The organism is Burkholderia puraquae (genome assembly GCF_002099195.1).
In the GTDB taxonomy this organism is placed as follows: Bacteria; Pseudomonadota; Gammaproteobacteria; order Burkholderiales; family Burkholderiaceae; genus Burkholderia; species Burkholderia puraquae.
The window spans coordinates 1-12716 of sequence record NZ_NBYX01000012.1; the positions used below are offsets into that span (position 1 = coordinate 1).

Annotated in this window: 13 protein-coding genes; 7 read left to right on the forward strand and 6 right to left on the reverse strand. The window is 67.2% G+C overall.

Features of this window, described 5'->3' with window-relative positions; genetic code table 11:
* On the forward strand, window positions 1-1398 hold a 1398-nt coding region (locus B7G54_RS22075), incomplete at its 5' end, for an efflux transporter outer membrane subunit (RefSeq protein WP_085041025.1).
* 355 nt (window positions 1399-1753) lie between these two features.
* Here B7G54_RS22075 and B7G54_RS22080 read toward each other — a convergent pair.
* The gene (locus B7G54_RS22080) at window positions 1754-3130 is read right to left on the reverse strand and encodes a nucleobase:cation symporter-2 family protein (RefSeq protein ID WP_085041026.1); all 1377 of its coding nucleotides are present in this window, start codon (window positions 3128-3130) and stop codon (window positions 1754-1756) included.
* A 438-nt stretch (window positions 3131-3568) separates the two neighbouring features.
* Here B7G54_RS22080 and B7G54_RS22085 point away from each other — a divergent pair, with 438 nt between their 5' ends.
* Entirely contained in the window at window positions 3569-5005 is a 1437-nt protein-coding gene (locus B7G54_RS22085; protein WP_085041027.1) for a xylulokinase, read from the forward strand.
* On the opposite strand, the gene B7G54_RS22090 is transcribed toward B7G54_RS22085, so the two are convergent.
* Window positions 4989-5186, reverse strand: a complete 198-nt coding sequence (locus tag B7G54_RS22090) for a hypothetical protein (RefSeq protein ID WP_085041028.1) — start codon at window positions 5184-5186, stop codon at window positions 4989-4991. The genes B7G54_RS22085 and B7G54_RS22090 overlap by 17 nt on opposite strands.
* A 93-nt stretch (window positions 5187-5279) precedes the next feature.
* On the opposite strand from B7G54_RS22090, the gene B7G54_RS22095 reads away from it, so the two are divergent.
* The 4 genes from B7G54_RS22095 to B7G54_RS22110 all read left to right on the forward strand — a co-directional run bounded on the left by B7G54_RS22095 (window position 5280) and on the right by B7G54_RS22110 (window position 8422).
* Window positions 5280-6386: an S-(hydroxymethyl)glutathione dehydrogenase/class III alcohol dehydrogenase gene (locus B7G54_RS22095; protein WP_006483756.1), complete on the forward strand. Its 1107-nt coding sequence runs from the start codon at window positions 5280-5282 to the stop codon at window positions 6384-6386.
* A 16-nt stretch (window positions 6387-6402) separates the two neighbouring features.
* The gene (fghA, locus tag B7G54_RS22100; RefSeq protein WP_085041029.1) at window positions 6403-7251 is read left to right on the forward strand and encodes an S-formylglutathione hydrolase; all 849 of its coding nucleotides are present in this window, start codon (window positions 6403-6405) and stop codon (window positions 7249-7251) included.
* A gap of 265 nt (window positions 7252-7516) precedes the next feature.
* A complete protein-coding gene (locus B7G54_RS22105; RefSeq protein WP_244289402.1) occupies window positions 7517-8008 on the forward strand; it encodes a hypothetical protein in 492 nt (163 codons plus the stop codon).
* Between the two features lie 117 nt (window positions 8009-8125).
* Window positions 8126-8422 carry a hypothetical protein gene (locus tag B7G54_RS22110; RefSeq protein WP_085041030.1) on the forward strand — a complete coding sequence of 99 codons (297 nt, stop codon included), beginning with the start codon at window positions 8126-8128 and terminating at the stop codon, window positions 8420-8422.
* Between the two features lie 25 nt (window positions 8423-8447).
* On the opposite strand, the gene B7G54_RS22115 is transcribed toward B7G54_RS22110, so the two are convergent.
* From B7G54_RS22115 to B7G54_RS22130, 4 genes are read right to left on the reverse strand one after another with little or no spacing between them, the layout of a single operon-like run.
* Window positions 8448-9230, reverse strand: a complete 783-nt coding sequence (locus tag B7G54_RS22115) for a metal ABC transporter permease (RefSeq protein WP_085041031.1) — start codon at window positions 9228-9230, stop codon at window positions 8448-8450.
* Window positions 9223-10113: an ABC transporter ATP-binding protein gene (locus B7G54_RS22120; protein ID WP_085041032.1), complete on the reverse strand. Its 891-nt coding sequence runs from the start codon at window positions 10111-10113 to the stop codon at window positions 9223-9225. Before B7G54_RS22120 ends, B7G54_RS22115 begins: the two co-directional genes overlap by 8 nt.
* A 14-nt stretch (window positions 10114-10127) precedes the next feature.
* Window positions 10128-11051 carry a metal ABC transporter solute-binding protein, Zn/Mn family gene (locus tag B7G54_RS22125; protein WP_085041033.1) on the reverse strand — a complete coding sequence of 308 codons (924 nt, stop codon included), beginning with the start codon at window positions 11049-11051 and terminating at the stop codon, window positions 10128-10130.
* A 46-nt stretch (window positions 11052-11097) separates the two neighbouring features.
* A complete protein-coding gene (locus B7G54_RS22130) occupies window positions 11098-11559 on the reverse strand; it encodes a Fur family transcriptional regulator (RefSeq protein WP_006483754.1) in 462 nt (153 codons plus the stop codon).
* 329 nt (window positions 11560-11888) lie between these two features.
* On the opposite strand from B7G54_RS22130, the gene B7G54_RS22135 reads away from it, so the two are divergent.
* On the forward strand, window positions 11889-12665 hold the full coding sequence (locus B7G54_RS22135; protein ID WP_085041034.1) for an L-iditol 2-dehydrogenase: 777 nt from the start codon (window positions 11889-11891) through the stop codon (window positions 12663-12665).
* The last annotated feature ends 51 nt before the right edge of the window (window positions 12666-12716 follow it).

The window sequence follows — 12716 nt, forward strand, 5'->3', positions numbered from 1 at the left end:
GCGACGCAGCCGGGTGCGGCCGGCGCGCGCAGCGCGAACGGCCAGACGGCGGCCGCCATCGGCTGGCGCGAATTCTTCGTCGATCCGCGCCTGCAGCGGCTGATCGAGATCGCGCTGAACAACAACCGCGACCTGCGCGTGTCGGTGCTGAACATCGAGGCGGCGCGCGCGCAGTACCAGATCACGCGTGCGGGCTTGTTCCCGACGCTCGACGGTACGGGCACGGGCAACATCCAGCGCGTGCCGCAGGGTCTTTCGCAGACGGGTGCGCCGTATATCTCGCGCGCCTACAACGTCGGCCTTTCGGCGTCGTGGGAGCTCGACCTGTTCGGCCGCGTGCAGAGCCTGAAGGAYCAGGCGCTCGCGCAGTACCTGTCGACGTCGTATGCGCGGCAGGCGTCGGARATCTCGCTGGTGTCGCAGGTGGCGGACCAGTACCTGACGCTGCTGTCGACCGACGACCTGCTGAAGGTCACCGAGAACACGCTGAAGACGGCGMAGGAYTCGTACAACCTGACGAAGCTGCAGTTCGACAACGGCACGGGCTCCGAGCTCGARCTGCGTCAGGCGCAGACGGTGGTCGAGACGGCGCTCGCAAACCAGCAGGCTCAGGCACGCGCCCGCGCGCAGGCGCTGAACGCGCTGGTGCTGCTGATCGGCGAGCCGCTGCCGGACGATCTGCCGGCGGGCATGCCGCTCGACGCGCAGAACCTGCTGACGGATGTGCCGGCAGGCCTTCCGTCGGACCTGCTGACGCGTCGCCCCGACGTGATGCAGGCCGAGCAGACGCTGCTGGCTGCGAATGCGAACATCGGTGCGGCACGGGCGGCGTTCTTCCCGAAGATTTCGCTGACGGGCGCGTTCGGCACCGGAAGCYCGACGCTCGGCGGCCTGTTCAAGGCCGGTACGGCGGCGTGGTCGTTTGCGCCGCAGATCACGATGCCGATCTTCGAGGGCGGCCAGAACATCGCGAACCTGAACCTTGCGCACGTGCAGAAGCGCATCGAGATCGCCAACTACGAGAAGGCGATCCAGTCGGCGTTCCGCGAAGTGTCGGACGGTCTTGCCGCACGCGGCACGTACGACCAGCAGATCGCGGCGCTGGAGCGCAACGAGCACGCGCAGCAGCGACGTTTCGACCTGTCGGACCTGCGTTACAAGAACGGTGTCGACAGCTACCTGTCGGTGCTGACCGCGCAGACGGACCTGTACTCGGCGCAGCAGACGCTGATCAGCGCACGCCTGGCACGCTGGACCAACCTGGTCACGCTGTACCGTGCACTGGGTGGCGGCTGGATCCAGCGCGCGGGCGAAACGCCGCGCGCGCCGGATGCACCGGTCGACTACGACAAGGCGGCCGCGCCGGCACCTGCGTCGGCAGCGGCGACGAACGGGTAAGCGCAAGGTGGGGCACGAGCGGGAAACCGCTCTTGTCCGTCGAACCGGCAGTACCCAATGACGAAACGCCATGGATGAAAATCCGTGGCGTTTTCTTTTGTGCTGTCGAATCGTGCGGGGAGAAGATCGTTACCGTGACGATGCGTGCGTCGCGTTCCGCTCACGCCGTTAATGCCAATCACGCCATTCCGTGCGACCGATCGGTATCTCGCTCCGCGCGCCTGCGACCAGCGCTCACGCGTAAAGCGCGATCGCCCGTGCGATCCCGTCCGTCCGACACCCGCAAAGCAAAACGCCACGGTATGCCGTGGCGTTTTCCGTTACCGCTTGCGCGCCATCGTCCGGCGCGGTGCGATCAGTGGTGCACGTCGGCGGGACGCCCGTCGAAGTCGTGTCCGGCGCGACGGATCTCGCACTTCGCGTCCCTCTCGCCTTTCACGCCGTTGAACACGATGTTCAGGATCACGGCCGACGCCGATGCCAGCAGGATGCCGCTGTGCAGGATCGGTGCGAGCGCGGGCGGCAGCTTCGAGAAGAAGTGCGGCGACACGACCGGCACGAGGCCCATGCCGATGCTCACGGCGACGATGAACAGGTTGTGCGAGTGGTTCACGAAGTCGACCTTCGACAGCACCTTGATGCCGTTCGCGGCCACCATCCCGAACATCACGATGCCCGCGCCGCCGAGCACGAACGGCGGTACCGACGCGACGACCTGCGCCATCTTCGGGAACAGGCCGAGCAGCACGAGGATCACGCCGCCGGTCGCACACACGAAACGGCTCTTCACGCCCGTCACGCCGATCAGGCCGACGTTCTGCGAGAACGACGTATGCGGGAACGAGTTGAAGATGCCGCCGATCAGCGTGCCGAGGCCGTCGACGCGCAGGCCGCGCACGAGGCGCTCCTGGTTGACCGGGCGATCGACCATGTCGCCGACCGCGAGGAACATGCCGGTCGATTCGATGAACGTGACGAACATCACCGTGACCATCGTCACGATCGACAGCGGGTCGAAGTGCGGCAGGCCGAAGTGGAACGGCATCACGACGCCGACCCACGGTGCGTGCGCGACGCCGTCGGTATTCACGCGGCCGATCGCGAACGCGATCGCAAAGCCGGCGACGATGCCGAGCAGCACCGAGATGTTCGCGACGAAGCCGCGGCCGAACTTGTTGATCAGCAGGATCAGCGTGAGCACGAGCAGCGACAGGCCGAGATAGACGGGGCTGCCGTACTCGGGGTTGCCGACGCCGCCGGCCGCCCAGTTGATGCCGACTTCCATCAGCGACAGCCCGATCACCGCGATCACGGTGCCGACGACCACCGGCGGGAAGAACCGCAACAGCTTGCCGATCATCGGCGCGAGCACGATGCCGATGATGCCGGCCGCGATCGTTGAACCGAAGATGTCGAGAATGCCGAGGCCGGGGTTCGTTCCGATCGCGATCATCGGGCCGACTGCCGCGAACGTGCAGCCCATGATGACGGGCAGGCGGATCCCGAAGATCCACAGGCCCAGCGTCTGGATCAGCGTCGCAATGCCGCACGAAAACAGATCGGCGCTGATCAGGAACGCGATCTGGTCTTTCGGCAGCTTGAGCGCGGCGCCGACGATAAGCGGCACGGCGACAGCGCCGGCGTACATGACGAGGACGTGTTGCAGGCCAAGCGTTACCAGCTTGCCGGTCGGCAGCACCTCATCGCACGGATGGACCGTGTTCGATTGCATCTGTCTCACTCCATGATCTTGTTTTCGGGGTGATACGAAATTATTCGGAATGAATCCAGGCAACAAGAGTGCTGGGTTCTATTCCGCTCTTTGCTGGTTCGATATGCCATCTCGGCATGGAACAGGGTGTCGATCATCGGGAAACTGCCGCAGGAGTGAGGTTTCCCGGATTTATAGCCCTTCAAAATAATGCGGACCCCCGTGTCAAATATAGGCCGCCTTATGGTGTGTATCGGACGGGCGGCATAGTGGCAAAAAGTGCCTGGGGAAAATCGTGCCGGGTTAACCCGCGAACGGCCGCTTTGGCAGGCAAGGTGCAGCCGGGTGAAACCCGGCCGGCGAACGCGTTTTCGACCGCCGCAGCGGCAGCAAAAAACGGGGCGCGTATTGCGATCCCGTTATCATCGACATCCGTTCATTCAACTTCACCCTCACGTCATGCGCCTGCTCGGAATCGACCTCGGCACCGGCTCCGTCAAACTCGTCACGCTCGATGCCGATGGCGTCGAGCGCGCGGTCGCGAGCGAACCTTATGCGCTGTCGTCGCCGCAGCCCGGCTGGGCCGAGATCGCGCCCGATACGTGGTGGCAGGCGCTCGTGCGCGCGGCCGCGCGGCTGCCGGCCGATGAGCGCACGCAGGTGGCGGCGATCGGCTTCTCGGGGCAGATGCACGGCGTCGTGCTGATCGATGCGGCCGGGCAGCCGGTGCGGCCCGCGCTGCTGTGGCCGGACACGCGCGCGGTGCGCGAAGCGGACGCGGCCGGCTGGCCCGTCGCACCGAATCCCGTCGCGCCGGGCATGGCCGGCCCGCTGTTGCGCTGGCTGGCCACGCATGAACCGGCTGCGCTGCACGCCGCGCGCTGGGCCGTGCAGCCGAAGGACTGGTTGCGCATCGCGCTGGGCGGCGACGTCGCGGCCGATCCGAGCGACGCGTGCGCGACCGCGCTCGCGACGCCCGACGGTGCATGGGATCTCGCATTGATCGGCGCGCTCGGCCTGCCGGCTGACCGGTTCGCACCGGTCCTTCCGTCGACTGCGCGCTGCGGGACGCTCGGCGCGCAGGCTGCCGCGGCACTCGGCCTGCCGGCCGGCGTGCCGCTGGCGACGGGCGCGGCCGACACCGCATGCGCGGCGCTCGGCAGCGGGCTCGCCGCCGCCGGCGATGCGCTGCTGACGACGGGCAGCGGCGGCCAGATCGTCGTGCTCGCGGATGCGCTGCCGCCCGCGCGACGCGGGCTGCATCGCTATCGCGCGGCGGCCGGCGGCGGTTATTACACGATGGCCGCGATGCAGAACGTCGGGCTGGCGCTCGAAGCCGTGCGCGGCTGGCTCGGCTACGCGCGGTGGGCCGATGCGTATGACGATGCGTTCGCCCAGGCTGCGTCGGAACGGCTGTGCTTCCTGCCGTACCTGACGGGCGAGCGTTCGCCGTGGATGAACCCCGATGCGCGCGGCGGCTGGCTCGGCCTCGGGCTGGGCGACACGCGCGGTGCGATGATGCGCGCCGCGTTCGAAGGCGTCGCGTTCGCGTTGCGCGCCGGGCTCGATGCGATCCGCGATGCCGATCGTGGCGATCCGGTCACGACGCTGCGTCTCGCAGGCGGCGGCTCGGTCGACCCGCGCTGGCGCCAGCTGCTTGCCGATGCGCTGGGCGCGTCGCTCCACGCAATCGACTGCCCGAACGCCGCGACGCGCGGCGCCGCGCTGCTCGCGGGCGTCGCGATCGGGCACTGGCGGGAAGACGCGTTGCACGCGCTGGCGCCGGCCGCGTCGCCGGTTGCCGAGCCGAGCGACGATCGTGTGCTGGCCGCGCGCCACGCGCGCTTCATCGATCTGTATGCACGTACGGATGCATGGTTCACGACGGGCGTTTAAACTCGAACACTTGTTCTTTTGCGTCAGCGATGACGCGTCGTGGCAAGCCGGTGACCGTTTCCCGCACGCGATGCGCGGCCGGACCGGCCATCATGGCGAGCACGAGATTCTTTCGCCGCGCCGTGCGCGATGCCGCGCAGCGCGGTTTCGACAGCTTTGCATGGAACCCGGTGCGAAGCATGGGGCGGGCGTCCGTGCTGACGCCCCACGCCGGTCGACATGAGCGCTGACGCGCGAACCCGGGCCGACCTCACACACAGACAGGAGTCATACGATGAAGACGAAAGCAGCGATTGCATGGAAGGCGGGCGCGCCGCTGACGATCGAGGAAGTCGATCTGGAAGGGCCGCGCGCCGGCGAAGTGCTGATCGAGGTGAAGGCGACGGGCATCTGTCACACCGACTACTACACGCTGTCGGGCGCCGATCCGGAAGGGATCTTCCCGGCGATCCTCGGCCATGAAGGCGCGGGCGTCGTGGTCGACGTCGGCCCCGGCGTCGGCACCGTGCGCAAGGGCGATCACGTGATTCCGCTCTATACGCCGGAATGCCGCGAGTGCAAGTTCTGCCTGTCGCGCAAGACCAACCTGTGCCAGAAGATCCGCGCGACGCAGGGCAAGGGCCTGATGCCCGACGCGACGTCGCGCTTCTCGCTCGACGGCAAGCCGCTGTTCCACTACATGGGCACGTCGACGTTCTCGAACTACATCGTCGTGCCGGAGATCGCGGTGGCGAAGGTGCGCGAGGACGCGCCGTTCGACAAGATCTGCTACATCGGCTGCGGCGTGACGACGGGCGTCGGCGCGGTCGTGTACTCGGCGAAGGTCGAGGCCGGTGCGAACGTCGTCGTGTTCGGCCTCGGCGGCATCGGCCTGAACGTGATCCAGGGCGCGAAGATGGTCGGCGCGGACAAGATCATCGGCGTCGACATCAACCCGAAGCGCGTCGAGCTCGCGAAAAAGTTCGGGATGACGCACTTCATCAACCCGAACGAAGTCGAGAACGTGGTCGACCACATCGTGCAGCTGACCGACGGCGGTGCGGACTACTCGTTCGAATGCGTGGGCAACGTGAAGCTGATGCGCCAGGCGCTCGAGTGCACGCACAAGGGCTGGGGCCAGTCGTTCATCATCGGTGTGGCGGCAGCCGGCGAGGAAATCAGCACGCGTCCGTTCCAGCTCGTGACGGGCCGCGAATGGAAGGGTTCGGCGTTCGGCGGCGCACGCGGCCGCACCGACGTGCCGAAGATCGTCGACTGGTACATGGAAGGCAAGATCAACATCGACGACCTGATCACGCACACGCTGCCGCTCGAGCGGATCAACGAAGGCTTCGACCTGATGAAGGCCGGCGAGTCGATCCGCTCGGTCGTGCTGTACTGACCCGGAGCGCACCGCGATGCTCGAACTCGTTTCCTCGCATGCGTGCCACGGCGGCGAGCAGCGTTTCTACCGTCACGATTCGGCGGCCATCGGCCTGCCGATGAAGTTCTCGGTGTACCTGCCGCCGCAGGCCGCGCACGGCCGCGTGCCGGCGCTGTTCTATCTCGCGGGGCTTACGTGCACCGACGAGACGTTCGCGATCAAGGCCGGCGCGCAGCAATACGCGGCGCAGCACGGCATCGCGCTCGTGATGCCCGACACGAGCCCGCGCGGCGCGGGCGTGCCGGGCGAGACCGATGCGTGGGACTTCGGCGTCGGCGCGGGCTTCTACGTCGATGCGACCGAGGCGCCGTGGTCCACGCATTACCGGATGGAGTCGTACGTGACGGGCGAGCTGCGCGAGCTCGTCGCGGCCGAGCTGCCGATCGACGGCGCGCGGCTCGGGATCTTCGGCCACTCGATGGGCGGGCACGGCGCGCTGACGCTCGCGTTGCGTCATCCGGGCCTGTACCGGTCGGTGTCGGCGTTCGCGCCGATCGCCGCGCCGACGCGCTGCCCGTGGGGCGAGAAGGCGTTCTCGGGTTACCTCGGCGCCGATCGCGATGCGTGGAAGGCGCACGATGCGAGCGAGCTCGTCGCGCGCGCCGATGCGCCGAAGTTCGCGGACGGCATCCTCGTCGATCAGGGCCTCGCCGATCAGTTCCTCGCGAACCAGCTGAACCCCGACGTGTTCGAAGCCGCGTGCGCGAAGGCCGGCCAGCCGCTGACGCTGCGCCGCCATCCGGGCTACGACCACGGCTACTACTTCATCTCGACGTTCATCGCCGATCACATTGCGCATCACGCGCGGGTGCTGGCTCGGTGAGCCGTCCCTGACGCCACGTCGTTGCGCGCCAACGGGCGACGTGGCTGTCATCCTTCGATATGCCCCCGGGGGCACCCACTCGGAAAAATCTTCTGCCGCCGCCAATTCGTATTCGTTCTATAGGATATCGAATCGATTCGCCGAATAATGATCGACGATTTAATCGTGGTGAAATTTGTTCGAGCGAGGCTTTGACCTGAATGGGCGATAGGGTTTGCGAGGGGTCAAACAATTCCCCGAACTGGGGGTTGATCAATCTGTTTGCGTGAAACTTGTGCCTGAGCGATGGGGTGGCGGCGTCAAATACATCCAGGCGTTCAAGGATGCGTGGGTCATGCACAACACGTCGCATATCCGGGCAGCGGCGGGGCGAAACCGTCTACCGCGGGAAATGCTCGCGGGCGTATGCTGGATCGAGGTTGGCGGTGATCCCGAGTTCATCGATCGCGTCGCATTCGAAGCACGCACGTTCGACTGGAGTGATCCGCCGTTCGTCGACAAGCATCTGACGCTCGCGCGTCATCCGGCAATGACGTCGTTCGGTCCGGTGAGCATGCAGCTTCGCACGGCGGCACAAACGCTCGGAATGGATCCGTCTAAAATGTCGGCGTCGCAATTCCGGAATTTGGCCCACTGCCTTCGACGCGATATCTTCAATATCGATGTGGTGGCGCGTCATCTTCGGCAATTGGCTGCGCGCGATGGATTCCAATACCCGCTTTCGATGGATCAGTCGCATCATCGGCACTCGCTATAACCGAGGAAGCGGATTGTCTCTCGAGCAGATCAGACAAAATGCCAGTTACGGCAATTTCATCGTTACGCATTGGCCGCGTTTCGTTCGGCTCATGCAGTAGCGCATCAGGACGCAAACATGACTCGTCTTCTCCGCTTTGCCATTCATGTCGCCTGCGTCATCGGCTTGCTCGTCGCCGTTGTGATCACCGGGAACAAGTACGCGTGGATGCATGAAATCGATCCGTCCATCGCGACCGACGCAATCGAGGATGCAGCAGGTGACCGGACGCTCGTCACCTATGCGTTGCTCATGGTCGTCGCGGTTACCCAGGTCGTGTTGCTCGCGAGATCCGGTGCTGCCGGTGTCAAACCCTGGGGCGGCTTCCTGATTCTTGCGGCGACAGGCGTATGCGCATGGAGAGCGAGCCTGTAGCGTCGTCGTCGGCCCTTGCAGGCCGTCATGCCCGCCGCAACAAGCTCGCGCCGTACACGAGCGCCGACAGCGCGGTGATCCAGAAGCTCGTCGGCCAGTCGGTGTGATACGCGAGCACGATGCCGAGCCACGCTTCGAACAACGCGAACAGCGCGGCGAGCAGCACGCCGGTCGATAGCCGCGTCGTCACGTTCTGCGCGGCGGCAGCCGGGCCGACCAGCAGCGTGAACACCAGCAGTACGCCGACGATCTGCGTCGCGGCGGCCACCGCGAGCGCGCACACGGCGAGGAACAGCATCGATACCGTGCGCAGCGACACGCCCTTGGCTTCGGCCAGTTCGGGCTGCAGCGATGCGAACAGCAGCGGCCGCGCGATCAGCGCGAGTGCGAGCAGGCTCACGGCGCCGATGCCGGCGAGCACTGCGAGCGTGTCGTGGCTGACCGCGAGCACGTTGCCGAACAGCAGCGCGGTGACCTGCGTCGCGAACGACGTATAGAAATGCAGGAACAGCAGGCCGAAGCCGAGCGCGCCCGACAGGATCACACCGATCGCGACGTCGCGGCCCGCGAGCTTCTCGCCGAGCGCGCCCATCGCGATCCCGGCCGCGAGCGTGAAGCCGACCATCCCCCAGATCGGCGAGATGCCGAGCAGGACCGCGCCCGTCGCGCCGGTGAAGCCGACGTGCGACAGTGCATGGCCGGCGAAGGTCTGCCCGCGCAGCACCAGGAAGTAGCCGACGATGCCCGCGAGCACCGCGACGATCCCCGACGCCGCGAAGGCGTTGATCATGAAGTCGTATTCAAACATCGTGCGAATGCCCGGGATGAGCGTGTCCGTGGTGGTGATGGCCGTGGCCGCCGCTACCGCCGTGCGAGTGACCGTCGTCGTCCTCGTGTTCGTGGTCGTGCTTCTCGATCTCGACGTCGCCCGACATCACGAAGATCTTGCCGTTCACGCGCATCACGTCGATCGGCGAACCGTAGAGCCGCGACAGCACGGGCTTCGTGATCACCTCGTCGACGGTGCCGAGCGCCGCGACGCCGTTGCCGAGATACAGCACGCGATCGAGCGCGTTCAACAGGGGATTCAGTTCGTGCGCGGAGAACAGCACGGTGATGCCGAGCTCGCGCTGCACGTTGCGCACGAGCTCGACGACGCCGCGCTGGTGGTTCGGGTCGAGGCTGATCAGCGGCTCGTCGAGCAGCAGCAGCTTGGGGCTGCCGAGCAGGCACTGTGCAAGCAGCAGGCGCTGCCGTTCGCCGCCGGACAGTTCCGACAGCGGCCGGCGCGCGAGCGCCGGGCCGCCAACGAGATCGAGCACGCGGTCGACGTCGCGGCGCGTCGCCGCGTTCGCGTGCGGCAGCCCCCAGCGGTGGCCGTCGGCGGCCATCGCAACGAAGTCGTAGCCGCGCATCCGGCGGTTCGCGAGGCCGCTCCTGATCTGCGGCATGTAGCCGATCGACGCGTTGCCGCGCACGACCGGCACGCCGCCGACGGAGAGGGTGCCGGCCGACACGGGCACGAGGCCGAGCACCGCGCGCATCAGCGTGGTCTTGCCCGCGCCGTTCGGTCCGAGCACGCCGACGAATTCGCCGGGTTCGATCGAGAAGCTGACGTCGCGCAGGATCGTGCGCCCGCCCAGTTCGAGCGTGACGCGATCGACGGCGAGCGCGTGAGGAGTGGCGGTCATGTCGTTACAGTCGTTTATTGCTTGCCGGCGGCCAGCGCGGCCGAGAGCGCGTCGAGCTGGCCGGCCATCCATTGCTGGAAGGTCTTGCCGGCCGGCTGCGTCTCGGTGACGCTGACGGTCGGCACGCCGCCATCGCGTGCGATCTTCAGCATGCGCTTGGTCATCGGTTCTTCGGCCTGGCTGTTGTAGATCAGCGCGCGCACCTGCTTCTTGCGCAGGTCGTTCTCGAACGCGGCGACGTCCTGCGCGCTCGCCTCGGTGTCGTTCATCGTCGCGAGCTGGAAGCGCTGGTTGCGCATGTCGAGGCCGATCGCGTCGGACATGTAGCCGAACACGGGCTCGGTGGCCGTGACCGGCAGCCCCTTGTACCGCGCGCGCAGCGCGGCGACCTTGTCGTCGACGGGCTTCAGCGATGCGACGAACTTCTGCAGGTTCGCATCGTATTCGGCCTTGTTAGCCGGGTCGGCGCGGCCGAGCTCGGCCGCGATCGCGCGCGCGGCGGCCGGCATCGTCGCCGGGTCGTACCACAGGTGCGGGTTGTCGCCGGCCTTCTTGCCGACCAGGTCGGCGACGACGATCGTCGCGCGCTTCGCCTGCTTCGACGCGCCGAGCAGCTTGCTCATCCACGGATCGTAGTTGGCGCCGTTGTAGATCACGACCTGCGCGTGCTGGAGTGCGCGGGCCGTCTTCGGGCTCGCTTCGAACAGGTGCGGATCCTGGTCCGGATTGCTGAGGATGCTCGTCACCGCGACGTGGCTGCCGCCGATCTGCGACGCGACATCGCCGTAGAAATTCTCGGCGGCCACGACGTTGACGGTCGCGGCCTGCGCGAACGCGGGCGCCGCGAGCGACAGCGCGGCCAATGCGGACACCACGGCGGCGAGCCGGCGGACAGGCGACAGGGCGCGCCGCGGCGCGCGCTTCAGGGCAATGGACATGGAACTCCTCGTTGGAAGGCACGGCGCGGGCGCCGCGCGATGCGCGTCAGCGTTGCGCGGGCTTGCGCTTGCAGTGCCCGCACAGGCCGCTGAGCTCGACGACCTGGTGGTGGACTTCGAAACCGTGCGCGGGCTCGCTCGCGGACAACTGCTTCGCGAGGTCGCCGCCGGGAATCTCGACGGTGTCGCCGCACGAATCGCAGATCAGGAACTGGCCTTCGTGCGGCACGCCGATCTCGCAGCATGCGAAGAACGCGTTCTTCGATTCGATCCGGTGGATGAAGCCGTGCTCGACGAGGAAATCGAGCGCGCGATAGACGGTCGTGGGCGGCACGCGGCCGCGCTGCGGCTCGAGTTCGGCGAGCAGGTCGTACGCGCCGATCGGGCGCTGCGCGGCCAGCACGCGTTCGTAGACCTGGCGGCGCAGCGGCGTCCACGCGAGCCCGTGCTCGGCGGCGAATGCGTCGGCCCGGGACAGCCGGGCGTCAATGGGCGATGAGGTAGCCATGGCGTGAGGCAGCGCGATGAAACAAAGTATGGCGATGATATAACGTATCGCTGCGCCGTGCAGCGCGAATTCCCCCTCCCATCCTCGCTCCGTCCCCTTCATCGCCGATCCGACCGCGCCGCACCGCGCGCGCCGCGCCTTGCCGGGCGTGCGCGACGGGCCGCCACGCTGCGCCGTTGTGCCGCAGCGCATCATAGAAAGCCGTCACGTCGCCTTGACAGCGCGAATCGCGTATCCGATCATTCGATCACTAACAGAGCAATTGATCGGTTGGCGAGCGTTCGCTCACCTCGCAGCCGTCGTAAAGCAGAACGAACCGGAGACAGCCAGTGAGACTGGAAGACAAGGTCGCGATCCTGACGGGCGCCGCAAGCGGCATCGGCGAGGCGGTCGCGCAACGCTACCTGGACGAGGGCGCGCGCTGCGTGCTCGTCGACCTGAAGCCGGCAGGCGGCTCGCTCGCGCGGCTCATCGAGGCGAACCCCGGCCGCGCGGTGGCCGTCACCGCGGACGTCACGCGCCGCGACGACATCGAGCGCATCGTCGCCACGGCGGTCGAGCGCTTCGGCGGCGTCGACATCCTGTTCAACAACGCGGCGCTGTTCGACATGCGCCCGATCCTCGACGAATCGTGGGACGTGTTCGACCGGCTGTTCTCGGTCAACGTGAAAGGGCTGTTCTTCCTGATGCAGGCCGTCGCGCAGCGGATGGTCGAGCAGGGGCGCGGCGGCAAGATCGTCAACATGTCGTCGCAGGCCGGGCGTCGCGGCGAGGCACTCGTTTCGCACTACTGCGCGACCAAGGCCGCGGTGATCAGCTACACGCAGTCGGCCGCGCTCGCGCTCGCGCCGCACCGGATCAACGTGAACGGCATCGCGCCGGGCGTCGTCGACACGCCGATGTGGGAGCAGGTCGATGCGCTGTTCGCGCGCTACGAGAACCGGCCGCTCGGCGAGAAGAAGCGGCTCGTCGGCGAAGCCGTGCCGCTCGGCCGCATGGGCGTGCCGGGCGACCTGACGGGCGCCGCGCTGTTCCTCGCGTCGGCCGACGCCGACTACATCACCGCCCAGACGCTGAATGTCGACGGCGGCAACTGGATGAGCTGACGTGATGCCGCTCGCACGCGCCGCCATCTGCCGGCCGGCCCGCGACGAGGC

Bases quoted from the DNA above. Each gene is read 5' to 3' on its own strand.
- B7G54_RS22120 (WP_085041032.1), bottom strand. From the start codon at position 10,113: ATGACCGCCACTCCTCACGCGCTCGCCGTCGATCGCGTCACGCTCGAA.
- B7G54_RS22095 (WP_006483756.1), top strand. From the start codon at position 5,280: ATGAAGACGAAAGCAGCGATTGCATGGAAGGCGGGCGCGCCGCTGACG.
- B7G54_RS22110 (WP_085041030.1), top strand. From the start codon at position 8,126: ATGACTCGTCTTCTCCGCTTTGCCATTCATGTCGCCTGCGTCATCGGC.
- B7G54_RS22080 (WP_085041026.1), bottom strand. From the start codon at position 3,130: ATGCAATCGAACACGGTCCATCCGTGCGATGAGGTGCTGCCGACCGGC.
- B7G54_RS22125 (WP_085041033.1), bottom strand. From the start codon at position 11,051: ATGTCCATTGCCCTGAAGCGCGCGCCGCGGCGCGCCCTGTCGCCTGTC.
- B7G54_RS22085 (WP_085041027.1), top strand. From the start codon at position 3,569: ATGCGCCTGCTCGGAATCGACCTCGGCACCGGCTCCGTCAAACTCGTC.
- B7G54_RS22090 (WP_085041028.1), bottom strand. From the start codon at position 5,186: ATGCTTCGCACCGGGTTCCATGCAAAGCTGTCGAAACCGCGCTGCGCG.
- B7G54_RS22115 (WP_085041031.1), bottom strand. From the start codon at position 9,230: ATGTTTGAATACGACTTCATGATCAACGCCTTCGCGGCGTCGGGGATC.
- B7G54_RS22130 (WP_006483754.1), bottom strand. From the start codon at position 11,559: ATGGCTACCTCATCGCCCATTGACGCCCGGCTGTCCCGGGCCGACGCA.
- fghA (WP_085041029.1), top strand. From the start codon at position 6,403: ATGCTCGAACTCGTTTCCTCGCATGCGTGCCACGGCGGCGAGCAGCGT.